This window comes from Desulfobaccales bacterium (assembly GCA_041648175.1).
GTDB lineage: Bacteria > Desulfobacterota > Desulfobaccia > Desulfobaccales > 0-14-0-80-60-11 > 0-14-0-80-60-11.
The window spans coordinates 124,563-141,792 of record JBAZPO010000006.1; the positions used below are offsets into that span (position 1 = coordinate 124,563).

Genomic DNA, 17,230 nt, shown 5'->3' on the forward strand with positions numbered 1-17,230 from the left:
GTGCGGGGCATGGCCAACAGGATGCCGGCAGAACAGCACCCTGGCCGGGACCGCGGTAAGAGGTGAGTAAATCCAGCCAAACCGGAGGCAATATGCTCAGATGGATCTCAACCGGTGTGCTCCTGGCGGCCCTTATGGGGTGCGGCGGCGATAACGCCGAAAAGTACATGCAAGCGGGATTTGTCGATTTTCAACAGCAAAAGTACGACGAGGCCATCGCCAACTACGAAAAAGCCATCAAACTGCAACCCCGGGCTGCGGCCGCTTATAACATGATGGGCATGGCTTACCGCTTCAAATACAACAAGGTAGGGGTCCCGGAATTCCGGCAAAAAGAAATGGCGGCGTTTGAAAAGGCCGTGGAGATTGATCCGAAGAATTGGGTGGCGCTGATCAATCTGGCCACCGACTATTATGCTGAAGGCCAGAAGGCCAAGGCCGCGACCTTATTCAAAAAGGCCCTGGAATTAAACCCCGACCATCCTGAAAAGCTTGCCATGCAGAAGATGATCGAGCAGGGCGAATCGAAGCCTTGAGAATCTTCATGCTTCTGGCGCTGCTGCCGGCGGTGCTCCTGACCGGCTCCTTAAGTTGGGGCCAGGATTCAAAACCACGGATTCCGGACCTGGCCAGGCGTTTGGGCTGCTTTGCCTGCCATGCCCTAAACGGGGAGGGAGGAAACCTCGCGGCGCCGCTGGACGGGGTCGGGGGTCGTTTATCGCCGCAGCAACTTCAGATAGCTCTCGCCTATCCTCGCCAGCTCCACCCCGGGGCCAAAATGCCGAGCTACGCCTACCTGCCGCCGGCGGAGCAGGAGGCCTTGGTGAACTACATGGAAAGTCTCAAGTAATGCCGTTTTTCGTTTTTGATGAAAAAACTTAATTTATCAATGACTCCCATTTTCCTCCATGAGACTTTCGCTGACCCATGCTTTCCAGCCTGTGCTGGAAGCTCGCCCCGCTTCTTTGACCAAAAACGGTATCATTCGCTGTACCGTCGCACGATAATGATCGCCAAAACCAGGCAGAGTGTGGCATAGCCGCCCAGGACGGCCAGGGAATCCAGGCTCGCCAGATTCCAGGCTGGGTGTCGCAACAGGTGATTGGTGTGTGTCAATGGCAGGGCTTTGATGATATCCCGCAGCAGCCAGGGCATCTCATCCACCGGGAAGAAGGTGCCGCAGAAAAACGCCATGGGCATGATAAAAAAATTGGTAAAGGTGGCAGTGTCTTCATGGGACCTGGATTTCATGCCCACAATCACCCCAAAGGCGGCGAATACCAAGCAATTGAGGAGCAGGGCCAGGATGAACATCAGGTTGAAGTGAAAGCCGCCCGCCAGAAAGAACCCTAGCCCCATGAGGATTACCGAGGCAAACAGACCCCGGACCATGCCCGCCAAAATCTGGCCCACCACGATGTCGGTGGCGGTGACCGGAGATTGGATGTAGACCTGGAAGGTGCGGAAATGGAGGCGCCCCACCGTCATGCTTGTGGCGATCCAGGTATAGGAATTGGTCATGGAGGTCATGGCGACGAGGCCGGGGAGCAGATAGTCCAGATAGGTGCCTCCGGAAATGGCCACGCGTTTTCCCAACCCCAACCCGAAGGCCAGGAGATAGAGCATGGGGGAAACCAGGGCGGAGACCACATAGCCCAGGCGCAGCAACCGGCGCCGGAAGAGGAGAAGTTCACGGTAGAAAATGGGAAACCAGTTCAATCGGTAAGCCGCTCCCCAGTGAGTTGGATAAACACGTCCTCCAGATTGGTCTGGCGAATAATGACCCCGGCGGGCTCCGTTTGCGCCCGGGCATAGGCCTCATCTTTATCCCGGACCAGCAGGTATTGCCGCCGCCCGGTGTTGAGGGTCTCAACCACATAGCCCCCTACTTTGGCCACCAGGGCCCGGGGGGTGTCCAAGGCGATGAGCCGGCCCCGGTTTAAGACGCCCACCCGGTCGCACAGCATCTCCGCTTCTTCGATATAGTGGGTGGTCAGGATAATGGTGATGCCCCCCAGCTTCAGTTCCTGGATGAGGCTCCACAGCTGGCGCCGCACCTGGGGGTCAAGGCCCACGGTCGGTTCATCGAGAAACAGCACCCGGGGCCGGGATACCAGAGCCCGGAGGATGAGGAGCCGCCGCTGCATTCCCCCGGAGAAGTCCCGGACCAGGCTATCGGCCCGATCCTGCAAATCCCCGAACTCCAGGAGTTCCCGAATCCGCACGCTCAGATCCGCTGTGCGGTGCAACTTCCCATAAATCCACAGGTTTTCAAAAGCAGTCAGTTCCCTATCCAGGTTGATTTCCTGGGGGCAGACCCCGATGAGCTTTTTCACCTCCAAAGGCTGACGCACCACATCAAAGCCCTGGATGCGGGCCGAACCCCAACTGGGGCGGGCCAGGGTGGTCAAGATCTTAATCGTGGTGGTTTTGCCGGCTCCGTTGGGTCCCAGCAGGCCGAAGATCTCCCCTGCCGGGATCTGCAAAGATAAGCCGTCCAGGGCCACCAGGTCCTGATACTGCTTGCCCAGATTATCCGTAACAATCATGTCGTCCATGGCCTAGAGGGGAACCGGATGAGCGGCTTCAGGCGCGTTCAGCCCGTGCCGGCAGTCAGTCGCAACCGGTTTTTTCTATTATAACCTGATTTGAGCAATGCAGAAGGGTCGAATCACTGCGGGATGGCAGGCCCAAAAGCCCGCCCCATCGGAAAAGAAAAAACCCCGATGGCCGAGTGCTATCCCGGCCACCGGGGTAAAAGGATCGTCAAGCTGCAAGGACTTTAGGAATTCATGACCTTGCCTTCCTCGATGTCGTATCCCAGGACTTTCAGGATGGCTTCCTGCTGGGGATTGACCTCTTCCAGGACCCGTTTCAGTTTGTTTTCGGTGTCCTTAAAGTAGATGGCCGTCCGCAAGGTCCGCAACTCCTCCATGGCCTCAATGGGGGTCAGGTCGATATCGGCTCCGGCCAGCCGCTGACAGAGCAGAGTGACATAGGTGAGAGCCGCCACACAGACAAAGAGGTGAATCCGGATTTTCGAATCGGTCCAGTGGTAAAGGGGCAGCAGCGCCTTTTGGAAGAGGCTGCGGTTATCCTTGGCGTTGCCGATGGAGCGGTTGTTGGCCTTGCCGTTGCCATTGCTAAAGTCCGCTCCCAAGACGGCCCGAGTTACGCAGGCCTCGTAAATCTCTTCCACTTTCCAATCTTCACGGTCGGTAACGAGGATATTCTTTCCGAAGTGGCGCACGACCCCGGCCATTTGACTATGATCAAGCTGGAACTCCATGCGGAATTGGCCTTTATCCTGCACGAAATTTACCTGGAAGAGGGTTGGACTGATTTTGAGCTTTTGGCAAAGGTCTGCCAGGTAAGTCTTGGCGGCGTCGGCCGCCTTGCCCTCGCCCACCTCTTGGGCATTCCGCTGCTGGAACGCCGCCATTTCTTTGCGGACCCGCTGCACCTTCTTGCCCAACTCCTGGTAGCTCTTATGAAAGGTCCGGGGGTCAAAGGTGATGATTACCCGGCGTTGGCGCTCCCAAAAAGTCGCCTGAGTTTCATAATACAGGATCTTCTCATCTTCCGGGCTCACCGGCGAATACTTGGCCTCGTGCTTGCCCGGCAGGGGGCGAAAATCCTTTAACGAGACTTCGGTTAACGCGCCGGCAAAGTCGGGGGCGCAGGAGGCAATGAAATGCATGCCCCCTTTGTCATCGATTTGGGCAATAAGGGGGGCCACCGCCATGTCCTGATTCAACAGGATGGTTACATCTTTTGCCGCCACGCCCAAGGCAGCGACCCTGATCAGCAGGTGTTCCATATGGCTATAGAACCCGCTGACGGGCAAGCCTCCGGAAAAACTTTGATAATAGAGCGGCACCCCTGCATTCGCCTCGCTCACCAGAGCCAATCCCAACTGCTGCTCGGGAAAATGTTCCGCCAGGAATTCCTGATCCGCCTCGGGCATGGCCGGGAACGCGGCCGGCTTGGGAGCCGAGGCGATATTGGCGGCCTCGATAATGAGCCGGTGTTCCTGCTCTGGCAGAAGCGAATAGACCTTTTTGAAAAAGGCCGTCTTAATTTTGTCCAGGTCCGAATCGCTGATCCGGTCCCAGTGATTCCAGAAATTTTGGGAGTTCAAGGATTCCAGCCGCAAGGGACGGATCCTCTGGATGTCAGTGGTTTCATACCAGCTCGCCAGTTGCCGCTTACTGGTGGGGGCGATGGCTCGGTTCAAGGTGGCGTAGTAGACCAACTCACCCAAAGATGGTCCTCTGACCCGCTTTTTGGGAGGCAGAATCTCGTTAATCATGCCGGCCAGGTCCACGTCCCGATCCAGTTCGTTGAGGGCGAATACCGAGCCGAATTCCTTAGGAGAGAAACCGCCCTTGCCCATGGCTGCCTGGACTTTGTCGGCAGTGCCCAGATACACTTGATTGATAGTGGTGGGTTTTCCATAAACCCGCTGGGTCTCCCGAATATAGAAATATTCGTGGCCCTTTTTGACCTTCTTATAAAGATGTGCCATTATTTACCCACCTTTTTAAATTTTACCGATAGTTTTAAACTAATGATGGTCTTAATGTACCGACAATCTAGCAAGAAAAAAATGAGTCAAAGTACTCTTTCTTATAGAGCAAAGTACTCTTTCTTTGATATTTTTCCGGTTTATATTTTATCTCAATTATTTTCTAGGGGGGCGACGCAGGTTCAGAGGGAGGTAGTAGCCGCATATCCCTTATGGATGGCGTATTTCACCAAATCAGTATTCTTCTTGAAGTTTAATTTTTTCATAATTTTTGCACGATGATTTTGGATAGTGCGAAAGCTGAGGAACATAATTTCTGCCATTTCTTTGCTCGACTTGCCTTCGGCGATCAGTTTGATGATCTCGATCTCCCGCCGGGTCAGGGGTTCAGCGGGTTCGGCTTCCTCTTGGCGTTGGCTCTGGACATAGAGGTTTGCCAGGTCACTGGCCAAGAGCGGCGAGACGTAAAGCATCCCCTGCCTGATCTTCTCGATGGCATTGAGGAGCTCTTTGGGGGCATCTTCTTTCAGCAGGTAGCCGTCAACGCCCGCGGCCATGGCGTTATGCAGGTATTCTTTCTTTTTGTGCATGGTGAGAATCAGCACTTTAACGTTTGGGTACTCCTGCTTAATCTCCCGGGCAACCTCTATCCCCGGCAAAGAGGGCATGGTTATATCCAGGATCACCATATCCACCGGCAATTTCTTTAAAAGCCGCAACAGGTCAGGCCCATCCCCCACTTCGCCCACAACCTCAAACCCCGGAAAGGCCTCAATAATTTTTTTGATTCCCTCCCGCACCAGAACATGATCTTCAGCCAAAATAATCTTATACATAATCATTTCCCGGCCTTATTCGGTGGAATGGAAAATGTTATGGTGGTGCCATGCCCCCTCCGGCTGGCAATCTGGAGTGAGCCTTGAGCCATGAGGGCTCTTTCATGCATCGCGGTCAAACCTAAATTTTTTTTGGTAACCTTGCCGGACATAGTCTGCTTAAGATTAAACCCTTGGCCGTTATCCTGAATCCTAAAGAAGACTCTCTCATTTTCCTTTTTGACGGTTACGGCTATAAGATTGGCGTTGGCGTGTTTGACGATATTGGTCAAGGATTCTTGAAAAATCCGATAAACGTTGATTTGGGTTTCAGGGGAAAAAAGATGATCGACCTCATCAATCACCACCGAACATTTCATATTGTTATTGCGGCAGATCTCATCCACCAGGTAGCCCAGCGACGAGGACAGGCCCAAATCCTCCAGGCATGAAGGACAGAGATCCCAGGACAGGCGGCGCACATTTTCGATGACCGTGTCGATGTACGCCAGCATCTGCTCACAATTTCCCTTCAGAGGCAACTGGTCCGGCAACAGCATTTCTTCAATGCCCACCAAATGGATTTTCAAAACCGTCAAGGCCTGACCCAATTCGTCGTGCAATTCCCGGGCGACCCGCCGGCGCTCCTGTTCCTGAATGCTCAGGAGTTGGACCGTGAGCAGGCGCAGTTCCCGCTCCGATTCCTTCAAGGCCCTTTCCGCTCGCCGCCTTTCGGCCTGGGCCCGCAGGGCGCTAACGCCATAAGCCAAGTCGTTGGCCAAACCAAGCAGCAGGGTGATCTCCTCCTCGTCAAAGGCGTTGGCTTCCCTGGCGTAGATCGTCAAGGCCCCAAATGTTTTAGCACCCTTGAGCGGCAGCCCCAGTATAGAGGCATAACCCCGTCGGCGAGCTTCCTCCCGCCACGGGGCAAAATCAGGGTCATTCTGGGTATCGTGGCAAATGACCGGGGTTCCTTCCCGGATGGCCTTTCCAGTGGGACCGCGGCCCTGCTCCTTATCGGCCCAGGTCAGGCGCAAACTTTCCACATACCCGGCAACAAAGCCTTGTTGGGCCATGGGACGTATCGATTTATTGGCATCCCGCTCGGCATAACCCACCCAGGCCATGCAATAACCGCCCACTTCCACGATGATGCGGCACACCTCGTTTAATAACTCCGCCTCTTTCGTGGCGCGAATCAAGGCCTGATGGCATTCGGTGATGGCCTTAAGAGCGCGGCTGACTTTGTGTAGCGCCTCTTCCATCCGCTTCGGTGTCCCACTGCCTTCAGGGATGCTCATGCCGCCGCTCATGGTGGGTGCTATCGGAGATGGTTGGCCCGGTGGCCCTATCCCAGCATTTTCTGGCACTGCCCTTATTCCTAAGAGACTATTACTGTAAACTATTGTAAATTATTTTATTGTATACATAATTGATCAAGTTTACTGATAAATCAAGAAGATTTTTAAGGAGCCGCCGCAAGCAATTCCCGAGCCACAAGGTTCAGCAGGCCCCACACCGCATCCAGAAACCAAAACCGATCCAGGTGGGCCGGCAGGGTAAACGATACCTGGGCGGGAAACTCATCGTCAGCCTGCCATAAAATTACTTCCACCACCAAACCGGCAAAGACCTGCAGGGCTATAGTAGCATCGCCTGCCGGCCCGGTTTCGCCCTGCAATTTTTTCCCCGCCGCCACAAACCCCGCCACATCCCGGCCGAAACGTTCTTCCAGGGGACCGCTGGGGATGCCGTGGTGACCCCGAAAAAAGGTGGCCCCGCCGGGTAATTCTAGCGGGCTGATGCACGGCCCCAGGAGCGCAGGATCGATCTTCAACAGATACAAGAGCGCCGCAAGGCACAGCCGGAAGCCGCATTCCGCCTGGGGTGCGCCGAGGGCCTCAACATGGCGCCGGATCGGGTCCAACACCAGGGTCCGGTCCAAAAACCTGAGATGATATGCCCCCTCCTCATACCGTGCGCCGGTCCGGCGGGTAATTTCCTGAGGGTCGCGCTCACTCAGATCATGCCAGATCTCCTGACTCACATCGCTGCACGTTTCATACACCATGGCCGTGATCTCCGGGATTGACGCCCAAAAGAGAAAAAATTATAACGTAACAATTTATTCTGGGAGTTGTGGCGCCGGTTCGGAAGCAGTTTTATAGCGCTTGCCAAAAGCACTTTCCTTATTATTCCCCTCTCCTCTTGCGGAAGGTGGACTTTGCAGGCCGTTTTTGCATCTTCAAACGTTTCAGGAAAAAACCGAATGAGTCAGGGTAGTATGTATCGTATTATTCTTCTTTATATCAATTTCTTTATAAATACCTTAACTATAGGATAATATGCAAAATTTTTTCTATCCGCGTAGCGTGGCCGTGGTGGGAGTCTCCGAAACCCCGGCCAACCTGGCCCAGGGGATTGTCGCCAATCTGTTGCACTTCAGGTATCAGGGCAAGATCTTCCTGGTGGGACGCCGGCCCGGCGTAACCTTCGGCCTGCCCATCTTCCCTCGCTTAGCCGATCTGCCCGAGAAAGTTGACCTGGTGGCGATCCTGGCGCCGGCCCGGGCCGTGCCCTCCCTGGTGAGAGAATGCGGCGAACTGGGGATTTCCCGGGTTGTGGTGGAATCCGCCGGTTTCTCGGAATTAAACGACACCGGCCGCGCCCTTGAAGATGAGGTGCGCGCCGCTCTCGACCAGTATGGCATCCGCCTGGTAGGTCCCAATGGCCTGGGTCTGGTCAATCTGGAACTCGGCCTGGCCCTCCCCTTTGCCCAGATAGGCGAGCGCATTCACCAGGGGTCCATCTCCATCATTGCTCAAAGCGGTGGGGTGGCCACCCATGTCTTGGCCTGGATGACCAAAGAAGGTCTGGGCTTAAATAAGTTTTTGAGCCTGGGCAATAAACTGGATGTGGCCGAAAACGAGGTCCTGGAATACCTCCTCCAAGACCCCGGCACCGCCGCCATTTATGTGTACCTGGAAGGCATGCAGGACGGTCGCGGGTTTTTAGCCGCGGCCGCCAAAGCCACCAAGCCCGTCTACCTGCATATGGCCAATGTGGGGCCGGAGACGGCCACCATCGCCCATTCCCATACCGCCTCCTTGACCACCGATGAGCGGGTCTTGGACGCCGCCTGCCGGCAGAGCCGCATCATCCGGGTCAAGACCCAGGGGGAGTTTTTAAACGCCGCCCGGCTGGTGGGCCAGCCGCCGGTAACCGGCAATCGCCTGGTGGTCTTCTCCCGCAGCGGCGGCGAGGCCGTGGTCACCGCCTACGCCTGCCAAAGGTTCGGCTTCACCCTGCCACCCTTGTCCGACCAATTGGCTGCCTCCATTAAGGAGCGTTCCCGGGCCGGGGTCATCCACCCCACCAATCCCATCGACCTGGGGGATATCTTTGATTTCACCGTGTACACCGATATCATGGCCGCGGTGTGTGCCGACCCCCAGATAGACGCCGTGCTGTTCCATTACGGCCCTGTGGCGGACTTTGAGCTGGAAGCCGCGAGAGAGATGGCCCGGCGCATGCTGAAGTTGGCTCGAAAATCCCAAAAACCCCTGGCCGTCACCGTGCTCTGCACTCCTGACGAAGAAGCCTATATCCGGGACACCCTGGGCGTTCCGGTCTTTCATTTCCCCGAGGACGCGGTCCAGGCCCTGGCTTTCAGCCGTGACCTGGCCACCCGGAGAGATGTCTGGAACCCGGAAACATCCCCGCCCTTACCCCAGACCAGCGCCCTGGCCGGGCTGCTGGCGGACTTTGGCTCCGGAGGTTTTGTCTCCCTGGATCAAGCCCTGGCCCTCACAGAGGCCCTGAAAATCCCGGTGGCCCCCTGGGAAGCAGCCGCCACTGCCACTGAAGCCACCGCCGCGGCCGGCCGCCTGGGCTTTCCGGTAGTGCTCAAGCTCTCGGCCTTGAGCCTGATTCACAAAACCGAGGCCGGCGGCATCATCCTGGATCTTCATGATGCCGCGGCGGTTGCGCACGCCTTTGCCCATATGTCCGGGATCGCCCAAACCAGCCTGCCTCCCCGGGAGGCCTGGCGGGCGGTGGTCATGTCCCAGGTGGCGAAAGGCCGGGAAGTGCTCCTGGGCGCCCGGCGGGATGACTCCTTCGGTCCGGTGGTGGCCTTCGGCGCCGGGGGGGTGGATACCGAAATTTTGGACGACGTCGCACTCCGGGTCGCCCCCTTAAGCCCGGCTCAGGCCCTGGATCTCATTGCCGAAACCCGTATCGGCCGCATCCTGGCCGGGACTCGGGGGAGGCCTCCAGCCGACCTGGAAAGCTTAAGCCGGGCGCTGGCGGCCCTGTCCCAACTGATGCTGCAGTTCCCCCAGATTAGGGAGGTCGATCTCAACCCGGTGCTGGTCTTCCCGGGCAAACCCGGGTTAGTGGCACTGGACGCCCGCATGCGGGTGGGGATGTAACATGTACACAGGCCCCGACAATGGCGGTCTATGCCGCCGGGTTGCTTAACTTTTGAAAAATGACACAATATAATCCAAGTTACTCTCTTGCCGGATCGGCCTGGCGGAATTTTCGCCTTTGGTAGCACAGGTTTTCCAGCCTGTGCTGGTGGGCGGTGTCCAACCCACTTTGCTAAAGGTTTTTTCTGACCACCGGCAACTTTTCCAAACAGGTGATCGTATCGTGATTGTGAGCTTCTTTGTCGGCCTCATTGCAGGCCTCTTTGGTGGATTGGTTGGCCTTGGCGGGGGAGTAGTCATGATCCCCTTGATGATCTGGTTTTTTCGATTCAATCAGCACCAGGCCCACGGCACCAGCCTCATGGCCCTGGTGTTCACCGGGATTTCCGGGGCTATCACTTATTATATGAAGGGGTCGGTGGACGTCATGGCCGCAATTCTGCTGGCGACCACCGCGATCTTTACCGCTCGCTTCGGCGCGCTCTATGCCAATGCCCTGCCGGAGTGGAAACTGAAACGAGCCTTCGGTGTTTTCATAATCTGCGTCTCCCTGTTGCTGCTCGGCAAACCCTATCTCTCCCACCTATCCTTTCTCTCCCACCCGGCCACCGGCTGGGGCAAGGTCCTGGCCCTGTTAGGCAGCGGGGCGGTGGCAGGATTTCTCTCAGGCATGATGGGCGTAGGCGGCGGTTCTATCATGGTGCCGGCCCTGGTGCTGCTGGTGGGCTTGAACCAGTATTCGGCTCAGGGCAGTTCGCTTTTGGCCATGGTCCCGGCCGGCGCTGTGGGCGCGTTTACCCATTGGCGCCTGGGCAATGTGGTGACCGGGGTTTTAATCGGCCTTATCCCCGGCATTTTAGTGGGGACTTTTTGTGGGGGGACCCTGGCGCACCTCATGACTGAAGCCAATTTGAGGCTGATTTTTGCCGCGGTGCTCATCTGGCTGGGAATCCGGGATATCAAGAAGGCCTTGCAAATCAAGGCCTTGCTGGAAACGGTGCCGGTCCGGGTCCGCGTTTGAAAACTTGACGGGGGAGGGACGGTTGCATACCAAACTTAAAGAGATCACCCCCAGTGACCTGGCGGACCTCATCCGCCGCCACCCCCGGGTAGTGGCCTTAACCGGCGCTGGTATTTCGGTTGCATCCGGCATCCCGGACTTCCGCAGCCCCGGCGGCCTCTGGGAGCGCTTTGACCCCCTGGAGTACGCCCATGTCCAGGCCTTCCGCAAGAACCCCGCCAAGGTCTGGCAGCTTTTGCTCGAAATGGACGAGACCATCACCCGAGCGCGGCCCAATCCAGCCCACTATGCCCTGGCGGCACTGGAAGCCAAAGGCTATCTTGCCGGCATCATCACCCAGAACGTGGACAATCTGCACCAGGCTGCGGGCTCTCACCGAGTCGTGGAGTACCACGGCAACGCCTTGCGCTTCGTCTGCGATAAGTGCCGCGGCCACCACCCCCGGGAGAGCCTGGATTTTTCGAACCCTCCCCTCTACTGCCTCTGCGGCGGCCTGATCCGGCCCGACGTGGTCTTCTTCGGAGAGGCGATTCCCCCCGCGGCCCAGACCGAGGCCGAGGACCTGGCTCAGCACTGCGACCTGCTCCTGGTCATCGGCACCTCGGGAGAGGTGGCCCCGGCCAGTTACATCCCCGCCATCGCCAGGCAGTGGAACGCCATTATCGTGGAGAACAACCTGGAACCCACCCGCCTGACCCACACCCTGGCCCACCACTTCCTGCCCGGCTCCGCAGGAAAAATGCTGCCCCTGGTTCTCAAGGACCTTTAATACCACATTAAGAGCCGTCGGGCGGGAAAGGGAAGCGCATCCCGTCTTTGCTCCTCGTTACTCCTGTTACGAAAAGTTCAAGGTTCAAGGTTCAAAGTAGAGTGGCGGGCGGGGACGCCCGCCCTACCGGGGTTTCATGGTTTTGAGAGAGCCAAAGGCTCATGAGCGACTGCTCTGAAAATGAATCTCGTAGGGCGCGTCTTACGCGCCAAAAACGGTGCGTGAGACGCACCCTACTTTAATTTTCATGGTTTTGAGTGTTCCCTTGGAACATGAATGGCTCGTTCCCAAGTTGTACTTGGGAACGCAATTGCCCGATAAAAAATCTTTTCAGGTTAGCGAGCCCAGCCCCGACTGGCAGTGATTATTCTGAATGTGCGCCTCAAATTCTGGCCGGAGATTTTTTTTAAGCGGCATGTTTGCGCCCTACGGTTGAGGTAGCTGGTTGGTCGTTTGCTGAGTGCTTGTTTAAAGAGCAGTCTTTGGTTCGATCAAGACGCCACGACTATCTACAGGAATCACCTCAAGAGGATAGAAACCCATATGGACGAGGCCCTTTTAGTCATACTGCCATTGACAATGAGGCCGAGGAAGATCTTATCTTCTGGAAATGCAGCACGCAATTATATAAATAATTGTCTATTTCGCCAAAATCCCGGCCTACTTTCTTGACCATCGTGATATTTAGTAGTATAAGTTTTATAATATTATTCATTAAAATAAATTTAACTATGAGAAAGGAGCGACATGCTATGGAAGAGAATGTGAGCGAAAGGTCTATGTTCCCTGAGATGCTTCCACCTCAACCGCAACCTTGGTTTGAACTGGCACTGAGGTACCTGGATCGCGACCAGCAGAGAACAATCGTGGCGCGGATATTGGATATGCATATTATGCAGCAGGAGCAGTTGCTCGAAGTGGCCAAAATGGCGAGAGATATGCTGAAGAAGGGACCCAAAACCCGGTAATGCCGGAGTGAGAGTGAAACACGGCTCGAAGTGGAGGGATACTTCAATTTCTGAGAATCCTCATAGCAATGAATAATCCTCTGTCAAGCCGGTTAACTCAGGAGAATTGATGGCTCTTCCGGCGACCTGTTGCGATATTCTCATTGTTGGTCATGAAGATGAGGAGAACCTGAGCATCCGCTCGGTTGCAGCATTCCTCATGAACGAAGGAATAAGGGTCGGGATCGAGCCCTATAAGAGCTCAAGGAAAGAGGCGATCCTTGAACGCATCATAAGGGATAACCCCGCGATAATCGGCTTTTCCATATCATTTCAAGCAAGTATCCCTGATTTTGCCGAATTGACCGATTATCTCCGCAGAAATGAAATGCGCCGGCACTTTACGGCCGGCGGACATATACCTACCATAGCCCCTGAGACGGTATTCGAAATGATACCTGGGCTGGATACCGTTGTACGACATGAAGGCGAACACACCCTCCTGGAGCTTTATAAGAATGTGGATAAGCCCGATCTTTGGCCGGGTATCAGGGGGCTGGTAGTGCGGAGGAACGGAGTGATTGAGGCTGCGCCTCCGAGGCCCTTGATTGAAGACCTTGACGCCCTGCCTTTTCCCATAAGATCAGACTCATTTGAAACCTTCCGAGGGCTCGGCATTTGTCAGATGCTCGCAAGCAGGGGATGTCCTTACAAGTGCAGCTTCTGCAGCATACATCAGTTCTATAGTGACGCGATCGGGCCCAAGCGTCGTCTGCGTTCTCCTGCAAATATTGTCCATGAGATGGAGCAACTCTTTCAGAAGGGTGTGCGCATATTCAGCTTTATTGATGATGGCTTGATCACCAGGAACAGGTCGGAGCGCAGGTGGGCGGAAGAACTCGCTCAGGCGCTTGAAAGGAGCGGCCTCGCTGATGAGATCATCTGGAGCATGTTTTGCCGTGTGGATGAAGTGGACGCGGATATTCTTGGCAGGCTCAAGGATTGCGGGCTGGGATTTATCGGTATAGGTATCGAGTCAGGGAATGAGCAGGGGTTAAAAACCCTTAACAAGCATTACGCCGTAGAGGATATCTTCCGCTCCATGGATATCGTTCAGCGCCTTGGGTTATGCTTTGAATACGGCTTTATGATGTTCGATCCCGATAGTACCTTCCAGTCAGTAAAGGCCAATTTAGATTTCCTGAAAAGGCTTTGCGAAAGTGGCAGCGCACCCGTTCGCTTGACAAAAATGGTCCCTCTTATGGCTACGCCCATCGCCCGTCGTCTCCATGAGGAGGGAAGGCTTGCCGGAACCATAGCCTCGCCTAACTTCACCTATGAAGACAAGAGGCTCGATCTGCTGGATCTTTTTTTCGCCAGGGCTTTCGGTTCTGTATTCGGCAAGAATGGGGTGGTTGATAGGTTACGAAGCGCCATGAAAGATGCTGTAGTCATCGATAAATTTTTCCCAGGCCGTTATGATGCCAAGGCTTATGGAGAATCTATAACGGGTTTGACAAGGGCATTTAATGATTCGGCTTTTGAGACCCTTTATAAGGCAGCTCGGTTCATGGAGGATAGGAGCGAAGAAGATATTCTCTATTACTGGTATTTGCTCGATATGCTTTGCCGGCAGGAGTTGGAGACTCAATCCGAAATTGCGCAGGCCCTGGAGCAATCGTCCCCTGCCGAAATTCAGGCCTGACGGTCCCCGAGGTTATTTTCAAACTCAACTCATAGGGAGAATATCTAGTCGTTTCACAGGGATGATCTGGATTGAAGATCACTCTATTGATGAACTCCCTAATCGACTTCTGTCGCTGATGGTTAGGTTTGCTCAAAATCTAAGGCTAAAGAAGTTGTAAAGAGGCCGCCGTCCCCCAACAAAGAAAAGCCGGGAAGGATGATCTGCCCTTCCCGGCTCTGTAATCCGACCGCTTTCGGTCGAGGGCCTCGTTAAGCCCGGTTACCTGCTAAGGTTGGTTCAGCCGCGCTTACTTCGCCGCGGGGGTGGTTTCCATGTGGCCGCCAGCTTTCTTCTCGGCTCCGCCTTTTTTGGTCGCCTTCTTGGTCTCTGGCTTGGCCGGATTGGCCTTTTCCTTGTCTCCCGGTTTCACCACTTCTTTGGTCTTGTCTCCGGTCTTGACTGCTTCTTTGGCCGCGGGCTCGCCGGGCTTGGTGGCTTCCTGGGGAGTTACCTGGGTCTGGGCCTGAGTGCTCTTGACCTCGGGTTTCTCCGGGGTTTTAGCAATCTGGGCCTGGGCCGCGGCCGCGAGCCCCAGGGCAAAAGTCATGGCAGTCAGCGTGCTGATAATCTTTTTCATTCGGTTTTTCTCCTACCGGTTTAATGGGACCGCCTGTTGCGATCTACATTCTATGAATGCATAAAGCTTGCCAGAAATTGAACCGACCACCTTATTATCAACCATTTGATTTTAATAGATTAATAGCAGATCGAGCCAGCTAACCGCTGGAGTCTCTGCAGCCCCCCTCTCCTTTAAATCTAAAAATGAGAGAAAGTGCAGTTCGCCTGCCATTTCTGTATCAAATTGACAAAATTGCCTGGAGCCTTCCGGCCAAGACCAAGCCGGCACGAAGTGCCAAGACCTACCTCCCTTGCCGGTCAGGCTTTCGGACAGGAAAAGAATTGAATCTTAAGACGGCTTGGTTACTACATCTTGTAGCAATTTCCCGAAGGTATGGTGGGGAGAGTGCAGGGGGTGAAAAAGTTCAAGGGCTGAGGATTTCCCCTAAGCCCTTGAATAATTCTTTGGTGGGCGATGGGCGACTCGAACGCCCGGCCTTTGGTTCCGGAGACCAACGCTCTATCCACCTGAGCTAATCGCCCTCTCAAAAAATCATATCAAATTCGGGGTCTCTGTCAAGGTAGATCGGAAGCTCAGGGTGGCTCATGATCTTGTCAGGGCGGGATAAATCAGAACCCGTACTGAAAACAATTTTTTAATGCTGAATTACTTCCAGACGAAGCAAATGGCGGCCGTTGATCATAACAGCTACGGATTAAATTGTTCAGGGGGGTTCTTGGGCCGCGTCAATTCCATAATTTTACTGTCACAAAGGGGCCCTGGTTTACCGGCGGGGTCTCGCCCTGGGCCACCCACAGGAGGCGCTCCCCGGGATTAAAGATGGCCGAGACCGCGGTGCCGGCATTGGCAACTTGGGTATCGGCGAGAATGCTTTGGATATCTTGCTCCCCCACCTGCCGATCCCGGGCCAGGTGCTGGAGGCGCTCATTGCGGGCCTGGCTGTAGGCTTCGGAGAAATGATAGGCGGAGAGGGTGGAATGGGGAGGAGGCGGAGGAAAGCGCCCTTTCAGTACCTGCATGGCCGGGCTTTGAAAATGATTGGTGGTGGTGAGGACCCCATGGTGGGGACGGCGCACCACGCCATGCCGGGCCGAGAGCTCTAGCACCACGGCTTCTTTGGGACCGCAGAGCAATAGATTGTTGCCGATGGTGCCGGGTGATTTCAGGACACGCGCGGCCACCGCACTCACGGTATCTCCGTCTTCCAGGGCCTGCCGGTAGCGCAGCGCCGCCGGAATCCCTTTAAGGGAACGCTCCCGGCTCATGGCAGAGAGTTGGGCCAGGGCCACACCGGCATAATTCATGCCGGTGCAGATCCCCACATATCCCGGCCAGGCTAACGAGACCAGACGTTGCCCCTGATGCGGTTCCAGGAGAAATAGGGTCTTGAGTTGAGCCAAGGGTTCGATGAAGAGCGGGTAATCCAGGTTGCGCCCCATGAGATAAGCCCGATCGGCGGTGCGGCGCTCTCCTACCGCCAAGGCCGAGCACCGGGGGCTGTTGTTAGCCAGATCATCCACCACATTGATGAGCAGCAGGCTGCCCAGCCCCAAATCGGCTCCGGCCGCGACCCCGGCCAACTCCTCTCGCAGGTGTGGCGGGATGTGGGGTAAAAACCCCCGGGCCAGCCAGGTAAGGAGGCCGAACAAAGGTAGGGCTCCGGCATACAGACTGATCCGGGCCAGGTAGGTCAAGAGGACCCGCCGCAGCACGCGGATGTCGTCGCCCAGGATTTGCCCGTGGCGACGGCCCCGCTCCGTGGGGGACCCCCAGAGCTCCAGCGTACGCAGCATATACCCTTCCTTAATCAGCCCCTTGAGATCCACAGCCCGCTGGCTTGTGCCCACGATGGTTTTTCACGGCATCATTTGGCAAGCGACCCAAGCCTTTTCAAGTCCATCTGTTGCGCCGCGGTTTTTAATACCTCGAGATTATCGATGCCCTCACCATCGAGTTTTACCCAGAACCGGTCGGCCACACTGATGTTCAACTCACCCTGCTTGTCCCGCTGGCGGTAGGATTCCAGGGCTCTGAACCCCTGTACCTCGGTGGTGCGCACGGTCACTTCGGTACTTTCTATTTCCGGTTGTTGCCCCGTTAAAAAGGGGATGGGCTTCCCCAGGAAATCCATAATGATAATCTCGAGGGTCATGTCGCCAGCCCGGAAGGAGACCCTGGCTTCGCTCACCATCCCCTTGCCCTGCTTCAGGGTAGTACCGCAGGGCTTGCCTATCATAGCCCAGCCGGGGATTTTAATATCCATAAATGACAGCAGTTCCTGAAAATTGACCACCTCCGCCCGGGCTGGCAAGGCCAGGGTGCAGAGTATCACTAATAAGCCCAACAAGGTCATCGGCCGGCTTATTTTCATGGGATGGCCAGGCATAGTT

At 55.6% G+C, this 17,230-nt stretch carries 16 protein-coding genes and 1 tRNA gene; 7 read left to right on the plus strand and 10 right to left on the minus strand.

Annotated elements, in window-relative coordinates; genetic code table 11:
• Positions 1-92 precede the first annotated feature (92 nt).
• Both WC600_07775 and WC600_07780 read left to right on the plus strand, forming a co-directional pair.
• Positions 93-536 (plus strand): tetratricopeptide repeat protein, encoded by a 444-nt coding sequence (locus tag WC600_07775; GenBank protein ID MFA4902630.1) that lies wholly within the window; start codon positions 93-95, stop codon positions 534-536.
• A gap of 8 nt (positions 537-544) precedes the next feature.
• Positions 545-850 carry a cytochrome c gene (locus WC600_07780; protein ID MFA4902631.1) on the plus strand — a complete coding sequence of 102 codons (306 nt, stop codon included), beginning with the start codon at positions 545-547 and terminating at the stop codon, positions 848-850.
• 131 nt (positions 851-981) lie between these two features.
• On the opposite strand, the gene WC600_07785 is transcribed toward WC600_07780, so the two are convergent.
• The 6 genes from WC600_07785 to WC600_07810 form a co-directional block, all read right to left on the minus strand.
• Positions 982-1,719, minus strand: coding sequence for an ABC transporter permease (locus WC600_07785; GenBank protein ID MFA4902632.1), 738 nt, complete (start codon positions 1,717-1,719; stop codon positions 982-984).
• On the minus strand, positions 1,716-2,558 hold the full coding sequence (locus WC600_07790; protein MFA4902633.1) for an ATP-binding cassette domain-containing protein: 843 nt from the start codon (positions 2,556-2,558) through the stop codon (positions 1,716-1,718). The genes WC600_07785 and WC600_07790 overlap by 4 nt, the downstream gene beginning before the upstream one ends.
• A gap of 224 nt (positions 2,559-2,782) precedes the next feature.
• Entirely contained in the window at positions 2,783-4,528 is a 1,746-nt protein-coding gene (locus WC600_07795; protein ID MFA4902634.1) for a hypothetical protein, read from the minus strand.
• 182 nt (positions 4,529-4,710) lie between these two features.
• Entirely contained in the window at positions 4,711-5,364 is a 654-nt protein-coding gene (locus WC600_07800; protein ID MFA4902635.1) for a response regulator transcription factor, read from the minus strand.
• A 2-nt stretch (positions 5,365-5,366) separates the two neighbouring features.
• Positions 5,367-6,644 carry a GAF domain-containing sensor histidine kinase gene (locus WC600_07805; GenBank protein ID MFA4902636.1) on the minus strand — a complete coding sequence of 426 codons (1,278 nt, stop codon included), beginning with the start codon at positions 6,642-6,644 and terminating at the stop codon, positions 5,367-5,369.
• A gap of 164 nt (positions 6,645-6,808) precedes the next feature.
• A complete protein-coding gene (locus WC600_07810; GenBank protein MFA4902637.1) occupies positions 6,809-7,414 on the minus strand; it encodes a DUF3786 domain-containing protein in 606 nt (201 codons plus the stop codon).
• A gap of 274 nt (positions 7,415-7,688) precedes the next feature.
• Here WC600_07810 and WC600_07815 point away from each other — a divergent pair, with 274 nt between their 5' ends.
• From WC600_07815 to WC600_07835, 5 genes are all read left to right on the plus strand, one after another.
• A complete protein-coding gene (locus WC600_07815; GenBank protein ID MFA4902638.1) occupies positions 7,689-9,776 on the plus strand; it encodes an acetate--CoA ligase family protein in 2,088 nt (695 codons plus the stop codon).
• Positions 9,777-9,999: 223 nt separating this feature from the next.
• Positions 10,000-10,797 (plus strand): sulfite exporter TauE/SafE family protein, encoded by a 798-nt coding sequence (locus tag WC600_07820; protein MFA4902639.1) that lies wholly within the window; start codon positions 10,000-10,002, stop codon positions 10,795-10,797.
• A gap of 22 nt (positions 10,798-10,819) precedes the next feature.
• Positions 10,820-11,566 (plus strand): NAD-dependent deacylase, encoded by a 747-nt coding sequence (locus WC600_07825; protein MFA4902640.1) that lies wholly within the window; start codon positions 10,820-10,822, stop codon positions 11,564-11,566.
• Between the two features lie 752 nt (positions 11,567-12,318).
• The gene (locus WC600_07830) at positions 12,319-12,534 is read left to right on the plus strand and encodes a hypothetical protein (protein MFA4902641.1); all 216 of its coding nucleotides are present in this window, start codon (positions 12,319-12,321) and stop codon (positions 12,532-12,534) included.
• Between the two features lie 109 nt (positions 12,535-12,643).
• Positions 12,644-14,218, plus strand: coding sequence for a radical SAM protein (locus tag WC600_07835; GenBank protein MFA4902642.1), 1,575 nt, complete (start codon positions 12,644-12,646; stop codon positions 14,216-14,218).
• A 289-nt stretch (positions 14,219-14,507) separates the two neighbouring features.
• Here WC600_07835 and WC600_07840 read toward each other — a convergent pair whose 3' ends face one another.
• From WC600_07840 to WC600_07855, 4 genes are all read right to left on the minus strand, one after another.
• On the minus strand, positions 14,508-14,837 hold the full coding sequence (locus WC600_07840) for a hypothetical protein (GenBank protein MFA4902643.1): 330 nt from the start codon (positions 14,835-14,837) through the stop codon (positions 14,508-14,510).
• Between the two features lie 447 nt (positions 14,838-15,284).
• Positions 15,285-15,361, minus strand: a tRNA-Arg gene (locus WC600_07845).
• Positions 15,362-15,565: 204 nt separating this feature from the next.
• Entirely contained in the window at positions 15,566-16,633 is a 1,068-nt protein-coding gene (locus WC600_07850; protein ID MFA4902644.1) for a C45 family peptidase, read from the minus strand.
• Between the two features lie 71 nt (positions 16,634-16,704).
• Positions 16,705-17,226: a hypothetical protein gene (locus WC600_07855; GenBank protein MFA4902645.1), complete on the minus strand. Its 522-nt coding sequence runs from the start codon at positions 17,224-17,226 to the stop codon at positions 16,705-16,707.
• Between the last annotated feature and the right edge of the window lie 4 nt (positions 17,227-17,230).